Raw genomic sequence first — 15361 nt, forward strand, 5'->3', positions numbered from 1 at the left:
GACGTTCGTACTTCAGGCTAGTGGCCTGAAGTACGAACGTCCGCGCGTTCAACTAAAAATAGTGTCGCCACAATGCATTCGTGAGTTGAACGCGCGGACGGCAGAGCCGTCCACCCTACGGGTTATCGGTACGACATCTGTACAGGCATATTGGGCTTCGGCTGCGTCGACAATGCCACGATCGCACTGCCCGCCGCGACCACCAGCGCGTCTTCGATCAGGCCGCTCTTGGTCTGGCCGATCTTCGCCATCGCCTGCTTGCGGCCGGCCAGCGTCAGGTAGGCCAGCGGGACGGCGGTCGCGATCGCAACGGCCGCGCCCGCCTTCTCCTTCCCGCGCGGGGCCAGGGCGGCGCCCGCGATCCCGGCGCTCATCACGCGCGCCAGCAGGCCCATGAAGACCGTGCGGTCGGGCGCCGTCTTCATCTTGTCGCCGGCCAGTTCACCGAGGCCCATGGCCAGGGCGCCGTACTTGAACAAGGGACGGTCCAGCAGGAACAGTTCTCCCGGCGTCTTGCGGTGCGCAAGGCGCGCCGTCGCGATGGTGGCCATGGGCGTCATGGACCGCGCGCTGGCGACGGCGCCGATCAGGACGGAAGACAGCAGGCTGCGCATATTCATTGATTCCTACTCCTATTCAGGTTGAGATTCCTCTTGCCGGGACACCCTGGGGCTCGGGCTCGTGCACATCGTCGACTTCCACCGGCTCGGCCGCGATCTTCTCGTCCGCCAGTTGATGGTCTTCCTCGTCGGCCTCCAGGCCCTCCTGCTCCATGCCGTTGGCGCGGTCGTAAGTGAGCTCGACCAGCATCGGGAAGTGGTCGGAGCCGAAGGACGGCAGACGCCGGATGAAGGACAGCGTGAAATGCTGGCTGTGGAACAGGTGGTCCAGCGGCCAGCGCGCGAACCAGAAGTCGGCGTGGAAGGTATTGAACATGCCGCGCCCGATACGCGGGTCGAGCAGGCCGGAAATCTTGCGGAACAGCCGGGTGGTGGTCGACCACGCCACGTCGTTCAGGTCGCCGGCGACGATGACCGGGGTGTCGAGCCCCGCCACGCTCTTCGCCACCACCAGCAGCTCGGCGTCGCGCTGGGTCGATTCCTCGTGCTCGGTCGGGCTGGGTGGCGTCGGGTGCAGGAAGTGCATGCGCACCTTGTGGCCGGATTTCAGTGTCACGAGGGTATGCATGGAAGGGATGTCGTCCTCCACCAGGAACTGGATCTCGCTGTCCTCCAGCGGCAGGCGCGAATACACGTGCATGCCGTACAGATTGTCGAGCGGGCACTTGATTGAATACGGATAGTCAGGGTCGAGCACGTCCAGCCGCTCCTGCCACCAGGAATCCGTTTCCAGGGTCACGAAGATGTGGGGCTGGTGCTCGCGGATCAGGGCGATCAGGCCGTCCGTGTTGCGGTTCGGCGTGTAGACATTCGCCGTCAGGATGCGGATCTGGCGGTCGGGCGCGGCACCCACCGACATCTTGACCTCGTTCGGAAACGGTTTCGTATAGGGGATGATCCACCAGGCCTGGTAGGCCAGGCAGGCGGCATTCACCAGGGCCAGCAGGTGAAAAAGGCTGTCGCTCCAGTCGAGCAGGATGCATTGCGCCACCAGCACGACCAGCGACAGGATGGCCAGCTGCAAACGCGGGAAATCCAGGTCGCGGATCCACCATTTCGTACAGCGCGACAGCGGCAGAAGCGTCGCGCACACGATCAGGGCAACCAGGATCTCGAAAGTGGGAAACATGGCAGTGTCGGCGAATACTCATAACAGAATGCAATGTCAGAAGCATGCGCCGTCCCAACGCGACAGTCTGTGCGCTAGCGTGCACAACGCGCCGCGAACACGCCCGGGGCGCCTCAGCCCAGGCTGCCGACCAGGATCAGGGACACCGGTTTGCCGATCTCCGGATGCAGCGGCTCGCGCATCTCCACCAGGCGCAGGCCGTGGGCCGTGAACAGGGCGAGCCAGCTTGATACCGTTCGGAAATACCACGGCGGCGCGTCGGCGAAACCGCTGTTGAAGCCGGCCCAGCTTCCGCTGCGCCAGCCATCCTCATAGGGGGCGTCGCCACAGGACGCCAGAGGGTGCACCGTCTGCACGACCAGGGTCCCGCCCTTGCGCAGATAAGTCGGCGCGGCACGGAACAGGCCGTCGACGGCCTCCTTGCCGATGAGGGAGAAATTACACACGGCCAGGTCCACCGCGAGATCGAGCTCGCCGGCCGCGATCTGCTCATAGGACAGCCGGCGGAACTCGCCGCCGCCGGCCCGCCGGGCCGCCTCCACCAGTTCGGGAACGGCATCGACCCCGACCATGCGCACTTCCGGCAGCGCACGCACCAGCCAGCCTTCGCCGCAGCCGAGGTCGAGCGCCGTGCGCGGATGCCGGGCGCGCACCGCATCGACAATGGCGGCATTGGTGACCAGCACGCGCGAGGCGATTTCATTCTCGCGTACGGCCGTCACCCAGGGATCGGCATTGCGGGACCAGGAAGCGAGGACGGCGGCGTCGGTGTGTGCAGACATGGGAACTCCGAGTAAGTTCCTCCATTATGCCCGGCTCGTTCTTATTACAGGAACTTACACAAATCCCACAGCCAGCCGCTTCTCAACCGTTGCTCCGCCTTGTACCATAGTCCCTGTCCAGAACAAGCAAGAAAGAGCACCATGAATTTCAGCACCATCCTGCGCGCGCTTGGCCTCGCCGCCTTCGCAGCCGCCGTCACCGCCCCGGTCCAGGCCGACAGCTTCACCTCCTCGGCCTCCAGCGCGGGCTCGGCCTCCTCGGCCAGCATCTCCGACAGCATTTCCGATTCCTTCGGCAGCTCCAGCAATTCCGGTGAAGAAAAGCGCGTGGCCGCGGGTGAATACCGTGTGATCAACGTGGCCCAGGCGCCCACCAAGCCGGACGCCACCCGCATGACGTTGCGCGCCACCGCTCCAGGTGCCACCCGCGAGTTCCACCTCGACGTGCCGAACCGCGCCCTGGCCGCGCGCCCTGTCGCCACCGGCGAGCTGGTGCAGGTGAACGAACGCGCCTATGGCTACGAGTTCGCCCACGCCGACACCAAGCGCTCCTTCTTCCTGGCCCTGCAGGACGACTGGTACCGCGAACTCGGTTCCCGCAAAGTCACCATCTAATGGAAACCCCGCCAAACCTACTGCGCGTTGCACTGTCGGTCTGCGATGCTCGCTGTACTATTCGTACAGCTGCGCTTCTCGACCGACAGTGCTGCCGCTCGCGACGGTTTTGCGGGGTTCCCTAATGTTCCTCCGCTCCGCGCTCGCCGCGCTGCTCCTGACGGCGAGCGCGGGCGCATGGGCAGGCCTGCCCACCTTCTGCGAACGCTCGACCGACATCTCGGCCGCCGAGCAGGACCGCGTGCTGCGCTTCGCCGGCGCCGTCAAGGACGAATTGCATCGTTCCGGATCGCGCGTCGCCGTGATCGCCCGCGCCGGGCTCGACCTGAGCCGCTTCGGCCTGCTCTATTCCCACGCCGGCATCGCCCTGCGCGACAATCCCGGCGGCCCCTGGGCCGTGCGCCAGCTCTACTACGCCTGCGAGGAATCGCGTCCCCAGCTCTTCGACCAGGGCATCTCCGGCTTCGCGCTCGGCGCCGATGCCCCTTCACGCGGCCACATCGCCCTGCTGTTCCCGCCCGAAGAAGCGGCCGCCCCGCTGGAACAAGCTGCGCTCGACAAGCGCCTGGCCCTGTCCCTGCTGGCCGGGAAGTACAGCGCCAACGCCTATGCCTTCGGCACCCGCTACCAGAACTGCAACGGCTGGGTGGCGGAGCTGATTGCCAGCGCCTGGGGCCGGCTGGATACGGGCGAACATGCGCGAGAGCACGCACAGCAGTGGCTGCGCGAACAGGGCTACACGGCAGGCCCCGTCAGGATTCCCTCGCACTGGCTGATGTTCGCCGGCCAGTTCGTGCCCCTGGTGCACCTGAACGACCATCCCCTCGAGGATGCCCACGCGCTGGCCCTGCACGTGAGCGTGCCGGCCTCGATCGAAGCCTTCGTCCACAAGCAGGCGCCGCAGACCAGGCGGGTCGAGCTCTGCCACGCCAATGGCCGCATCGTCGTGCGGCGCGGCTGGGAGCCGCTGGGCGCCGCCTGCGAGCCGGGGCCGGGCGACGAGGTCATCCCCATGGCGCCCTGAAGGCGCCTGTTTCTATTTGCCGTTGATGCTCAGGATGTTTCTGTCCGGGTCTTTCAGCCACGTCACCTTGAACCCTTCCGTCACGTACAGCTCGCCCTCCAGGCGCATGCCCGGGACGTCGTAACGCTCGAAGGTGGCGCCCTTGGCCTTCAGGCCGTCGACGATTTCCACGATGCGCTCGCCCACGTCCCAAGTGATGGCGGTGGCCTGGTTGGTCCCCGCATAGTCGGAACGGTAGACCTGGACCCAGGTGTTGCCGCTCCTGAAGATCAGGACATCGGGCTGAGGGCAGTCGCCGGGCTCGCCTTCCTGCAAGCCCAATACATTGCCGTAGAACTCGCGCGCCGCCTCGATATCGCGCACGCCCACCGTTGCAATCGCATCCGCATGTGCCAGCATCGTCGCCTTCACAAGATTGTCAGCTTCCCGTGTAAGCATAACCGCCGCAGCCGCGGGCGCAAGCATCCTTTGCCGGAAAAACAAACGCCCTGCGCGAGGCAGGGCGTCGTCGTGGCGCAGGCGAACGCGGCTTAAGCGGCGGCGGCGTGCTTGTCCAGCTCGCGCAGCACGGCGGGGGACACGGAGTCGCGGCCGCGGCTCAGGCTGTAGAGGGTCCGGAGGTCCGCCCCTTCGGTGCTGCGCGCCGCCGGCTTTGTCCCGAACAGGCGTGCGATGAAACCGAAGGCGACACTGGCAACGTTGGCGGAAACCGGCAGGGAAGTGGACATGATGTTCTCTCAGGAAAATTTTTGGATACCTCCAGTATGGTCGCTTCCAGATAGAAATCAAATTGCGATCCATGATGATCGCCATTCACCAAACCATTAACTTGGCCAACGAGCTTTCGTTTCCCTATGGAACGAGAGAGCCAAGGCATCCCGGCCAACTACCAGGACAGCAGCGCGTGCTGCGCAGACACCACAGCTGCATTTGTGCAAATATGTTGTTTCCGCTACAATTACGGCTCAGCTGGCCTTTGCCAGCCCGCAATTCCACTCGCCCATCCATGGGCGCATCCAGACCACGCACGCCTGCCCGACCGATACCGGGACATGCCCGCAACGCGGGATCCGGCGTGCCGCCAACCCCGCCATTCCGGTCCTGGCCGCGCGCTTTGCCGCGCCCCGCCGGACGGCGCCGCATGCACTGACAAGGAGGCACCATGCAAATGCTCTGCTCTGCGGGCTTCATCTTCCTGATCGTCCTATGGGGCATCATCGCACCAAGCAATATGGCGAGCGTGTTCACCACCCTGCTCGCCTCCCTCACCCGCAACTTCGGCTGGTTCTACCTCTGGGTCGTGCTCGGCCTGGTGCTGTTCGCCGCCTACGTCGCCTTCAGCCGCTACGGGCAATTGCGCCTGGGCGGAGAGGACGAGGAGCCCGAGTTCAGCATGAGCAGCTGGTTCGCCATGCTGTTCGCCGCCGGCATGGGCATCGGCCTGGTGTTCTGGGGCGTGGCCGAGCCGGTATCGCACTACGTCACCGCGCCGCCGGGCATCACCGCGGGCACGCCCGAGGCCGCCAACGCCGCCATGCGCTACGTCTTTTTCCATTGGGGCATCCACCCCTGGGCCGTCTATAGCGTGGTCGCCCTGGCAATCGCCTTCTTCCAGTACCGGCGCGGCGGCAACTCCCTGATCAGCACCGTCACCGATTCCCTGCCCTGGCGCCCGGTGCGCGCCATGTCGGGACTGTTCAACGGCCTGGCCGTGGTGGCCACCGCCTTCGGCGTCGCCGCCTCGCTCGGCGTCGGCGCGTTGCAGATCAACAGCGGGCTGAACGCCGTGTTCGGGCTCGAGATCGGCCCCGCCTCGCAGGTCGCGATCATCCTCGTGACCGCCGCCATGTTCATCGGTTCGGCCGTCAGCGGCGTCGACAAGGGCATCCAGTTCCTGTCCAACCTGAACATCCGCGTGGCCGCGCTGCTCGCCCTGGCCGTGTTCCTGATCGGCCCCACGGTGGCCATCATCGACACCCTGACCAATACCCTCGGCAGCTATGCCAGCGAATTCGTCCGCATGAGCCTGCGCTCGACGCCCTTCCGCGACAGCAGCTGGGTCGCCAACTGGACCATCTTCTACTGGGCCTGGTGGATCGCGTGGTCGCCCTTCGTCGGCCTGTTCATCGCGCGCGTCTCGCGCGGGCGCACCATCCGCGAATTCATCGTCGGCACCGTGCTCGCCCCCTCGCTCGCGGCCTTCGTCTGGTTCTCGATCTTCGGCGGCACCGCGCTCCACATGGAAATCTGGCAGCACGTGCCGCTGTCCGAAGCGGTCAAGGCCGACGTGGCCACCGCGCTGTTCGCGATGTTCGACGCCATGCCCTTCGGGAACATCATGTCGGTGGTGGCGACCCTGCTGGTGGTGGTCTTCTTCGTGACCTCGGGCGATTCGGCCGTGCTGGTGCTGGGCATGATGAGCCGCAACGGCGATCCGAATCCGCCGACCCGCACCAAGCTGATCTGGGGCGCCCTGATCGCCGGCATCGCCATCAGCCTGCTGCTGGCCGGCGGCATCGACGCGGTGCAGACCGCCACCATCCTGTTCGCCCTGCCCTTCGCGCTGGTGATCGTGCTGATGGTGATCGCGCTGTGGCGCGCGCTGCGCGAGGAGTGGCTGGCGGAAGCGCGGCGGGAGCGCGAAATCCGGCGCAAGATGCGCGAGATGGCATCGCGGTAGGGTGCACGGCTTTGCCGTGCGCGCGTCCAACTCCCACATGCGCAGTGGTTACGCAAACACCGTTTAAACGCGCAGTCGGCAAAGCCGACCGCCCTACAAACGGCAATGGACGCGCGTGCCTCCCATGTGGCTGAACTGGTATCATGCGCGTTTTCCGGACCCTGGCCCCGGACGCTGTCCGACAGTGCGCCTGGTCCCTTACCCTACAGAACATCAAGAATGAACACACCAAACCAGCTGCCCGGCTTCTTTAGCCGGCTTTCGATCGCCTTCGGCGCCTTCTTCAAGTCGCTCGGTGACGCGGAATTTGCCGCGCGCGTGCGCGATGACGGTGTCGGCCCCGTTGTGGCACCACCTTCGGCGCCCGCACCTGCCCCGGCGCCTGCACCGGCGCCCGCGCCGGCCCCGGTGCTGCGCGCCCCGACCGCCGAATCGGCCCTGCAACTGCTGAGCCTGTTCCAGCGTGAGGCGCGCCTGATCGACTTCACCCAGGAAAACCTGGCCGCCTATTCCGACGCCGACATCGGCGCCGCCGCCCGCGTCGTGCACGAAGGCTGCGCACGCGTGCTGCGCGAGCACTTCATCATCGAGCCGGTGCGCAGTGAAGCCGAAGGTTCGCGCCTCACGCTGGAAGAAGGTTTCGACGCCGCCAGCGTGCGCCTGACCGGCAACGTCGTCGGCCAGGCCCCGTTCAAGGGCACGCTGTCGCACCGCGGCTGGCGCGCGACCAAGGTCGAGCTGCCGCAACTGGCCGAGAAGCACGACGCGCGCGTGCTGGCGCCGGCGGAGGTGGAACTGTGAGCATGCCTGACAATGCACGTTACGCCATCGGCATCGACCTGGGCACGACGCACAGCGCCCTGTCCTATGTCGACCTGCAGGCCAGCGACGGCGAGAAGACCGTCGACGGCGTCTTGGGCGTTCCGCAGCTGACCGCGCCGGGTACGGTGGAAGCGCTGCCGCTGCTGCCCTCCTTCCTCTACCTGCCGCACCCGGACGAACTGGCGCCGGGAGAGCTCGGCCTGCCCTGGAATGCGGACGGCGAAGGCTTCGTGGCCGGCGAAATGGCGCGCAGCCGCGGCGCCACCACCCCGATCCGCCTGGTGTCCTCGGCCAAGAGCTGGCTGAGCCACCCGAGCGTGGACCGCCGCGCCGCCATCCTGCCGCACGATGCGCCGGAAGAGGTCGCGCGCGTCTCGCCGCTCGAAGCGTCGACCCGCTACCTGGCCCACCTGCGCCAGGCCTGGAATGCGGCGCATCCGGACGCGCCCTTCGATCAACAACAAGTCACCGTCACGATTCCGGCATCGTTCGATCCGGGCGCGCGCGAACTGACGCTTGACGCGGCGCGCAATGCCGGCTTCCAGCCCACCCTGCTGGAAGAACCGCAGGCCGCCCTGTACAGCTGGATCCAGGGTAGCAAAGGCTCCTGGCGCAAGCAGGTCAAGGCCGGCGACATCGTGCTGGTCGTGGACGTGGGCGGCGGCACCAGCGACTTTTCCCTGATCGCCATCCTCGAGCGCGACGGCAAGCTCGAACCGCACCGCGTGGCCGTGGGCGACCACATCCTGCTGGGCGGCGACAATATGGACCTGGCGCTGGCCCACTTCGTGGCCCGCAAGCTGCAGGCGAACGGCACCCAGCTCGACGCCTGGCAGATGCGCGCCCTCACCTACGGCTGCCGCAGCGCCAAGGAACACCTGCTGGCCGACGCCAACGCGACCGTCTGGCCGATCGTGGTGCCGAGCCGCGGCTCGAAGCTCATCGGCGGTTCGATCCGCACCGAACTCACGCGCGATGAAGTCACGGCCTTCATTACCGACGGCTTCTTCCCGCGCGTCGAAGCCGCCGCACGTCCTGCCGTGCGCACCCGCGCCGGCCTGACCCAGGTCGGCCTTCCCTATGCGCAGGACGCCGCAATCACGAAGCACCTGGCCGCCTTCCTGGCGCGCCAGGCCGGCGCCACCGCGGAACTGGAAGGTTTTAGTGGTGCCGTGAACGCGGACCACAGCTTCCTGCACCCAAGTGCCGTGCTGTTCAACGGCGGCGTGTTCAAGTCCGACATCCTGGCCCGGCGCGTGATGGACACCATCAACGACTGGCTCTATATGGAAGGCGCGGAACCGGCGCGCATGCTGGAAGGCGCCGACCTGGACCTGGCAGTGGCACGCGGCGCGGCCTACTTCAGCTATGCCCGCCGTGGCGGCGGCGTGCGCATTCGCGGCGGCACGGCCCGTTCCTACTACGTGGGCGTGGAGTCGTCGATGCCGGCGATTCCGGGCATGGAGCCGCCGATCGAAGCCTTGTGCGTGGCGCCCTTCGGCATGGAGGAAGGCAGCGAACTCGAGCTGCCGGGCCAGGAGTTCGGCCTGGTGGTCGGCGAGCCGGTCAACTTCCGCTTCTTCGGCTCGACCACGCGCCGCCAGGACCGTATCGGCGAGGTGCTCGACTTCTGGGGTCCGGAAGAACTGCAGGAGCTGGGCGAGATCCAGGCCACCCTGCCGGCGGAAGGCCGTGTGGCGGGCGACGTGGTGCAGGTCAGGCTGCATGCGCTCGCAACGGATGCGGGCACGCTGGAACTGGCCGCCGTCTCGCGTGAAGGCCAGCGCTGGAAGATCGAGTTCGACGTCCGCCAGCAGTGAAGTACCTCGTCAGCATCGACCTGGGCACCACCAATACGGTGCTCGCCTATGTTGCGCAGAACAAGGCGCAGGTCGAGCTGTTATCCATCGAGCAGCTGGTCGCGCCCGGCGAAGTCGCCGGTTCGCCACTGCTGCCCTCGATGCGCTACCACCCGGCCGAGGGCGAGCTCGCGGCCGGAGAGCTTCAGCTGCCGTGGACGTTCGATGATCCGGCCGGCGTGGAACGTGTCGCCGTCGGACGCCTGGCGCGCGTGCTTGGCGCGCAGACGCCGGGCCGGCTGGTGGCCAGTGCCAAGAGCTGGCTCTCGCACGCGGGCGTGGACCGCATGGCGCCGATCCTGCCGTGGGGCGCCGAGGATGCCGACGTTGCCAAGGTCTCGCCGGTGGCGGCCAGCGCCAGCTATCTCGCCCACCTGCGTGCCGCCTGGGACAAGCGCTTCCCCAAGGCGCCCCTGGCAAAGCAGCAGATCGTCCTCACCGTTCCCGCTTCCTTCGACGAAGGTGCGCGTGCGCTCACGCTCGAGGCGGCGCGCATGGCAGGCCTGCCCGAGCTGCGCCTGCTCGAAGAACCGCAAGCCGCCCTCTACGACTGGCTGTACCGCCACCGCGCCAACCTGGCCCAGGACCTGGCGCAAACGAAGCTGGTGCTGGTGGCCGACGTCGGCGGCGGCACCACCGACTTCAGCCTGGTCAAGGTGGAGTTGGGCGAGGACGGCCAGCCGAAACTCACCCGCATCGGCGTGGGCAACCACCTGATCCTCGGCGGCGACAATATGGACCTGGCGCTGGCCCACCTGGCCGAATCGCGTTTGGGGAACCCGGAACGCCTGAGCGCCAGCCGCCTGGCCCAGCTGATGGAGCGCTGCCGCGCCGCCAAGGAACAGCTGCTGGCGCAAGACGCGCCGGAACAGGTCACCGTCACCCTGCTCGGCGCCGGCTCGCGCCTGATCGGCGCCAGCCGCTCGGCCACCATCACGCGCGAAGACGTCGATAGAATCGTGCTGGACGGCTTCTTCCCCCTGAACGAAACCCAGGAGAGCCCGAAACGGGCCCGCGCCGGCATCGTCGAATTCGGCCTGCCGTATGCGAGCGACGCCGCGATCACGCGCCACCTGGCCGCCTTCCTGCGCCAGCATGCGCAGGGCGTGCCCGACACCCTGCTGCTCAACGGCGGCGTGTTCCGCGGCGCGGCCCTGGCCGAGCGCCTCGCCACCGTGCTGTCGAACTGGCGCGGCGCGCCGGTCACGGTGCTGCACAACGACGATCCGGACGTGGCCGTCGCGCGCGGCGGCGTCGCCTATTCGCTGGCGCGCGCGGGCCAGGCGCCGGGCATCGAAAGCGGTTCGGCGCGCAACTACTACCTGGTGCTCGATACCGAGCAGTCCGGCGACACGGTGCGCGCGGTCTGCCTGCTGCCGCGCGGTGCGCCGGCCGGCGAGGAAGTGCGCCTCACGGAGCGCAGCTTCGCCCTGCGCCTGGGCCGGCCGGTGCGCTTCCACCTGGTCTCGTCCACCGGCGACCCGGACGGCAAGCTGCCGCAGGCCGGCGAGCTGTTCGACCTGCCCGTAGCAAGCATCGTGCGCCTTCCCGCCATCTCCACGGTACTGAGGAGCTCCCGCACGAGCGACATCCCGGTGCAGCTGGCCACGCTGCTGTCGGAGGTCGGCACGCTGGAAGTCTTCTGCGTGGCCGAGGACGACGCATCACAGCGCTGGCGCCTGGAGTTCCAGCTGCGCGGCGAGGGAGAAGCGTCTGAAGAAGATGCCGTGCTGCCGATGGAGCTCGACGACGCCATCGCCCGCATCGATCGCATCTTCGGCAACCGCTCGCAGCAGGTCGACCCGCGCGAGGTGCGCCAGCTGCGCGCCACGCTGGAACAGCTGCTGGGCGGGCGCGAACGCTGGACCACGCCGCTGCTGCGCCGCCTGTTCGACGCCCTGCTCGCACGCGCCAAGGGACGCCGCCGCTCGGCCGAACACGAACGCGTATGGCTGAACCTGGCAGGCTACTGCCTGCGCCCCGGCTTCGGCCACCCGCTCGACGAATGGCGCATCGAGCAGCTGTGGGCCATGTTCGACCTGGGTGCGCAGTACCACAAGGACAGCCAGGTGCGCGCCGAGTGGTGGACGCTGTGGCGGCGCGTCGCAGGGGGCCTGTCCACCGAAGCGCAGCTGCGCCTGCTGGACGATTTCGCCTTCAACCTGCAGGCCGACGAATCCGAGCGCGGCCGCCGCCCGGTGACGCTGGTCGACGGCAGCGAGGACGACATGCTGCGCATGGGTGCTTCGCTGGAACGCATCCCCTCTGCCTACAAGGCCGAGATCGGCGACTGGCTGATCGAGCAGATCATGGTCATGCCGACCGGGCCGAAGATCGATGCCCGGGCAACGGCGCGCTACGCGCGCTACCTGTGGGCGCTGGGCCGCGTGGGCGCACGCCAGTCCTTCCATGGCGCCGCGCATGAAGTGGCGCCGGCTGCGTCGGCGGAAAGCTGGCTGGGCCAGCTGCTCACGCTCGACTGGAAGAAGATCGAGCCTGCGGGCTTTGCCGCCGCCCACATCGCCCGCATGACGGGCGACCGTTCGCGCGACATCGGACAGGCGGTGCGCGAGGAGGTGCTGCGCAAGCTGTCCGCGAGCGGCGCCCCACCCGCCTGGCCCGCGATGGTGCGCGACGTCGTGGAACTCGACCAGGCGGTGGAAACGCGGATGCTGGGCGACGCGCTGCCGCCGGGCCTCAAGCTGCTGCGCTAGGCGACATTGCCGACCTGCTGTTCGCGGCCCAGGCCACCAGCAGGAAGGCCAGAATGCTCACGGCCGCGCCGCCGAACAGCACCGCCGGATACGCGAGACCCGCATTCAGGATCGCTGCGCCCAGCGCCGCGCCGATCGCATTCCCCAGATTGAAGGCGCCGATGTTGACCGACGACGCCATCCCCGGCGCTTCGCTCGCCGCGCGCATCACCCGCATTTGAACCGGCGGCACCAGGGCAAAGGCCGCGGCGGACCAGACGAACAGGCCGATGGCGGCGCCCGCTTCGCTCGCCGCGAGCCATGGGAAGGCGATCATGGTCACGGCTTCGACAGCCAGGAAGAACAGGATGGTCTTGTCGACCGAGCGGTCGGCCATCTTGCCGCCGATGGTGTTACCCACCGTGAAACCGATGCCGATCAGCGCCAGCATCATGGTGACGAATGCGGGGGAGGCCTGCGTGAAGGTCTGCAGCACCGGATTGATGTAGGTGTAGAGGGCGAACATGGCGGCCGAGGACAGCACCGTCGTCAGCAGCGCCTGCAGCACCACCGGACGCGCCAGCACCTTCAGCTCGCGCCGCACTTCCAGCGCCTCTCCTTTGCTCCCGGCCGGCAGGAACATCAGCAGCGCGGCCATCGCGATCACGCCCAGCACCCCGATCGCAGCGAAAGACTCGCGCCAGCCCAGGTGCTCGCTGAGCCAGGTCGCCGCCGGCACGCCGCCGATGTTCGCGATCGTCAGGCCCAGGAACATCATCGCCACCGCACTGGCCTGCCGCTCGCGCGGCACCACGCTCGCCGCCACGACCGAGCCGATACCGAAGAAGGCCCCGTGGGCCAGGCTGGTGACCACGCGGGCCGCCATCAGGCTGGCGTACTGCGGCGCCAGCGCCGACAGGATGTTCCCAATGGCGAAGATGGCCATCAGGGCGATCAGGGCCCGGCGCCGCGGCCAGCGCGCCAGCAGCAGACTCATGACGGGCGCGCCCGCCATGACGCCGATGGCGTAGGCGGACACCAGCATGCCGGCCGCCGAAATGGAAACGCCGACACCGCCGGCGATCGTCGGCAGCATGCCCATGGGGCCGAATTCGGTGGTGCCGATGCCGAAGGCGCCGACTGCCAGCGCCAGCAGCGCGAACCCGGCGCCGCGCTCGGCGCTTGCAGGAGAAGAGAGATCGGTTGAAGAAGATGATGCGTGCATACTCGGCTTTCATGTAACGGGCCGAGCATTATCTCGACAATCATTTTTCGGATAAAGTAGGCAATCCAAGAAATACTTTTGCGAGAATTGAGAAAATCGAGAAAATGAAGATCGAGCTGGATGAACTGGTCGTGTTCCTGGCAATCGTGGACACGGGGTCGATGACGGCGGCCGCCGAGCGCCTGGGCCAGCCGGTATCGACGGTGAGCCGGCTATTGGGCCGGCTGGAAGAGAAGCTGGCGACGCCCCTGCTGCGCCGGACCACGCGCAGGCTCGACCTCACCGACGAGGGGAATGCCTTCGTGCCTGACGCGCGCGGCATCCTGAACGCCGTGCAGGCCGCCGAAGACCGGCTGGTGGAGCGGCGCGGCCAGCTGTCGGGACAGCTGCGCATCGATGCGGCGACGCCCTTCATGCTGCACGTGCTGGTGCCCCTGATACCCGAGTACCGCGCCCTGCACCCGAACGTCACGCTCACCCTCAGCAGCAACGAAGGCTTCATCGACCTGCTGGAACGGCGCGTGGACCTGGCGGTGCGGATCGGCGAACTGAAGGACTCGACGCTGCACAGCCGCCTGCTGGGCCATGCGCGCCTGCGCCTGGTCGCCAGCCCCGGCTACCTGCAAACGCACGGGACGCCGACGACCATCGCGGAACTGATACGCCACGAACTGCTGGGCTTCAGCGAACCGGATAGCCTGAACGTCTGGCCGCTGCGCGACCCGGACGGCAAGCGGGTGCGGATCGAGCCGACCCTGAAATCGTCCAGCGGCGAAACCCTGTGCCAGCTCGCCCTGCAAGGCATGGGCATCGCCAGCTTCTCCGATTTCCACACCTGGGCCGACCTGGAGGCGGGCCGCCTGGTCGAGGTGCTGCCCGAGCTGACGATCCCGGCGAGCCGGCCGATCCAGGCGGTGTACTACCGCCACTCCGCGGTGTCGGCCAAGATCGAATCGATGGTGGGCTACCTGGCCGACGCCCTGCGCCGCCAGCCGTGGCTGAGCTAGCAGAACACGAAATCTTCATTGCAGCCCGGGCAGAGGCGCATCACGGAAGCGACGAAACGCCAGGCGAAACCGGCAACGGGGAGTAACAGCAACCAAAGGGCAGACATGACAATCTCCTTGCACACAAGATTTCGCACACCTGTGCGAAATCAATCCAAAAAAAGGGACGGGCATGCCCGTCCACCAACAACTCCTTAATCCAGGTCGCCGAAACTCTTGTAGGTCGATATCAGCCGGTTGAAGGCCCGCTGCGCCCTGCGCGGTGTGGCGTCGGCCCGCAGGAAGCGCGCATCGTGCATGACCCCGATGGCCAGGCTGTAGATCTCGAACACCAGCTGCCCGGGTTCCGTATCCGGCCGCAGGTGTCCGAGCTCCATCGCCTGCAGCACCGTCTTGCGCATCGAGGCGCGCCAGCGATTGACGCCCTCCTCGATGCGGTCGCGCAGCGGGCCCGGCACGTCGTCGAACTCGAAGGCGCCCGCCGTATACAGGCAGCCGCCGCGCGCCGTCTCGTTGCCGATCTTGTTCAGCCACAGCTCGACCTGCACCGTCAGGCGCGGCAGGCCGCGCGGCACCTCCAGCGAAGGCAGGAACACCTCCTCCGAAAAGCGCCGGTCGTATTCGTCCAGCACCGCCGACTGCAGGGCTTCCAGCGAGCCGACGCGGGAAAAGATGCCGCTCTTGCTGATGCCGGTGCGCTTGGCCAGTTCGCCCAGCGACACCTTGCCCAGCCCTTCGGCCCCGGCCATGTCGTAGGCGGCCGCGAGGATGGTCGCGTAGGTGGCTTCGCTCTTGGCGGTAGCGCTTTTGACGGTAGTGTCCATGCACCCACTTTAGCACACCTGTGCGAAACCACAAGAAAAATCGGGGCCGGTCCCCGAACCCGGAAACCGGCCCCCTTCCCG

General features: G+C 67.3%; 14 protein-coding genes. 7 read left to right on the forward strand and 7 right to left on the reverse strand.

Annotated features, from left to right (window positions below):
• Window positions 1–122: 122 nt before the first annotated feature.
• From NX780_RS01250 to NX780_RS01260, 3 genes are all read right to left on the reverse strand, one after another.
• The gene (locus tag NX780_RS01250) at window positions 123–620 is read right to left on the reverse strand and encodes a hypothetical protein (protein WP_258826053.1); all 498 of its coding nucleotides are present in this window, start codon (window positions 618–620) and stop codon (window positions 123–125) included.
• 16 nt (window positions 621–636) lie between these two features.
• Window positions 637–1749 carry an endonuclease/exonuclease/phosphatase family protein gene (locus NX780_RS01255; protein ID WP_258826054.1) on the reverse strand — a complete coding sequence of 371 codons (1113 nt, stop codon included), beginning with the start codon at window positions 1747–1749 and terminating at the stop codon, window positions 637–639.
• A 113-nt stretch (window positions 1750–1862) separates the two neighbouring features.
• Window positions 1863–2531, reverse strand: coding sequence for a class I SAM-dependent methyltransferase (locus NX780_RS01260; protein WP_258826055.1), 669 nt, complete (start codon window positions 2529–2531; stop codon window positions 1863–1865).
• A gap of 141 nt (window positions 2532–2672) precedes the next feature.
• On the opposite strand from NX780_RS01260, the gene NX780_RS01265 reads away from it, so the two are divergent.
• The gene (locus NX780_RS01265; RefSeq protein ID WP_258826056.1) at window positions 2673–3146 is read left to right on the forward strand and encodes a hypothetical protein; all 474 of its coding nucleotides are present in this window, start codon (window positions 2673–2675) and stop codon (window positions 3144–3146) included.
• Window positions 3147–3270: 124 nt separating this feature from the next.
• The gene (locus tag NX780_RS01270) at window positions 3271–4170 is read left to right on the forward strand and encodes a DUF2145 domain-containing protein (RefSeq protein WP_258826057.1); all 900 of its coding nucleotides are present in this window, start codon (window positions 3271–3273) and stop codon (window positions 4168–4170) included.
• A gap of 12 nt (window positions 4171–4182) precedes the next feature.
• Here NX780_RS01270 and NX780_RS01275 read toward each other — a convergent pair whose 3' ends face one another.
• Together NX780_RS01275 and NX780_RS01280 are read right to left on the reverse strand one after the other, a co-directional pair.
• The gene (locus tag NX780_RS01275; protein WP_258826058.1) at window positions 4183–4569 is read right to left on the reverse strand and encodes a VOC family protein; all 387 of its coding nucleotides are present in this window, start codon (window positions 4567–4569) and stop codon (window positions 4183–4185) included.
• 131 nt (window positions 4570–4700) lie between these two features.
• Window positions 4701–4898: a hypothetical protein gene (locus tag NX780_RS01280; protein WP_258826059.1), complete on the reverse strand. Its 198-nt coding sequence runs from the start codon at window positions 4896–4898 to the stop codon at window positions 4701–4703.
• Window positions 4899–5332: 434 nt separating this feature from the next.
• Between NX780_RS01280 and NX780_RS01285 the strand changes: the two genes are divergently transcribed.
• The 4 genes from NX780_RS01285 (at window position 5333) to NX780_RS01300 (ending at window position 12245) form a co-directional block, all read left to right on the forward strand.
• Window positions 5333–6850, forward strand: coding sequence for a BCCT family transporter (locus tag NX780_RS01285; protein WP_258826060.1), 1518 nt, complete (start codon window positions 5333–5335; stop codon window positions 6848–6850).
• A gap of 219 nt (window positions 6851–7069) precedes the next feature.
• Window positions 7070–7651 carry a DUF2760 domain-containing protein gene (locus NX780_RS01290; protein WP_258826061.1) on the forward strand — a complete coding sequence of 194 codons (582 nt, stop codon included), beginning with the start codon at window positions 7070–7072 and terminating at the stop codon, window positions 7649–7651.
• Between the two features lie 2 nt (window positions 7652–7653).
• The gene (locus tag NX780_RS01295) at window positions 7654–9492 is read left to right on the forward strand and encodes an Hsp70 family protein (RefSeq protein ID WP_258826062.1); all 1839 of its coding nucleotides are present in this window, start codon (window positions 7654–7656) and stop codon (window positions 9490–9492) included.
• Window positions 9489–12245, forward strand: a complete 2757-nt coding sequence (locus tag NX780_RS01300; protein ID WP_258826063.1) for an Hsp70 family protein — start codon at window positions 9489–9491, stop codon at window positions 12243–12245. Before NX780_RS01295 ends, NX780_RS01300 begins: the two co-directional genes overlap by 4 nt.
• Here the strand turns inward: NX780_RS01300 and NX780_RS01305 are convergent.
• Entirely contained in the window at window positions 12229–13449 is a 1221-nt protein-coding gene (locus NX780_RS01305; RefSeq protein WP_258826064.1) for an MFS transporter, read from the reverse strand. The genes NX780_RS01300 and NX780_RS01305 overlap by 17 nt on opposite strands.
• Before the next feature lie 104 nt (window positions 13450–13553).
• Here NX780_RS01305 and NX780_RS01310 point away from each other — a divergent pair, with 104 nt between their 5' ends.
• Window positions 13554–14456: a LysR family transcriptional regulator gene (locus tag NX780_RS01310; protein WP_258826065.1), complete on the forward strand. Its 903-nt coding sequence runs from the start codon at window positions 13554–13556 to the stop codon at window positions 14454–14456.
• Between the two features lie 194 nt (window positions 14457–14650).
• On the opposite strand, the gene NX780_RS01315 is transcribed toward NX780_RS01310, so the two are convergent.
• A complete protein-coding gene (locus NX780_RS01315; protein ID WP_258826066.1) occupies window positions 14651–15280 on the reverse strand; it encodes a TetR/AcrR family transcriptional regulator in 630 nt (209 codons plus the stop codon).
• Window positions 15281–15361 lie beyond the last annotated feature (81 nt).

The sequence above is a fragment of the Massilia agri genome (assembly GCF_024753255.1).
Lineage (GTDB): Bacteria > Pseudomonadota > Gammaproteobacteria > Burkholderiales > Burkholderiaceae_D > Telluria > Telluria agri.

Bases quoted from the DNA above. Each gene is read 5' to 3' on its own strand.
- NX780_RS01250 (WP_258826053.1), bottom strand. From the start codon at position 620: ATGAATATGCGCAGCCTGCTGTCTTCCGTCCTGATCGGCGCCGTCGCC.
- NX780_RS01255 (WP_258826054.1), bottom strand. From the start codon at position 1,749: ATGTTTCCCACTTTCGAGATCCTGGTTGCCCTGATCGTGTGCGCGACG.
- NX780_RS01260 (WP_258826055.1), bottom strand. From the start codon at position 2,531: ATGTCTGCACACACCGACGCCGCCGTCCTCGCTTCCTGGTCCCGCAAT.
- NX780_RS01265 (WP_258826056.1), top strand. From the start codon at position 2,673: ATGAATTTCAGCACCATCCTGCGCGCGCTTGGCCTCGCCGCCTTCGCA.
- NX780_RS01270 (WP_258826057.1), top strand. From the start codon at position 3,271: ATGTTCCTCCGCTCCGCGCTCGCCGCGCTGCTCCTGACGGCGAGCGCG.
- NX780_RS01275 (WP_258826058.1), bottom strand. From the start codon at position 4,569: ATGCTGGCACATGCGGATGCGATTGCAACGGTGGGCGTGCGCGATATC.
- NX780_RS01280 (WP_258826059.1), bottom strand. From the start codon at position 4,898: ATGTCCACTTCCCTGCCGGTTTCCGCCAACGTTGCCAGTGTCGCCTTC.
- NX780_RS01285 (WP_258826060.1), top strand. From the start codon at position 5,333: ATGCAAATGCTCTGCTCTGCGGGCTTCATCTTCCTGATCGTCCTATGG.
- NX780_RS01290 (WP_258826061.1), top strand. From the start codon at position 7,070: ATGAACACACCAAACCAGCTGCCCGGCTTCTTTAGCCGGCTTTCGATC.
- NX780_RS01295 (WP_258826062.1), top strand. From the start codon at position 7,654: ATGCCTGACAATGCACGTTACGCCATCGGCATCGACCTGGGCACGACG.
- NX780_RS01305 (WP_258826064.1), bottom strand. From the start codon at position 13,449: ATGCACGCATCATCTTCTTCAACCGATCTCTCTTCTCCTGCAAGCGCC.
- NX780_RS01310 (WP_258826065.1), top strand. From the start codon at position 13,554: ATGAAGATCGAGCTGGATGAACTGGTCGTGTTCCTGGCAATCGTGGAC.
- NX780_RS01315 (WP_258826066.1), bottom strand. From the start codon at position 15,280: ATGGACACTACCGTCAAAAGCGCTACCGCCAAGAGCGAAGCCACCTAC.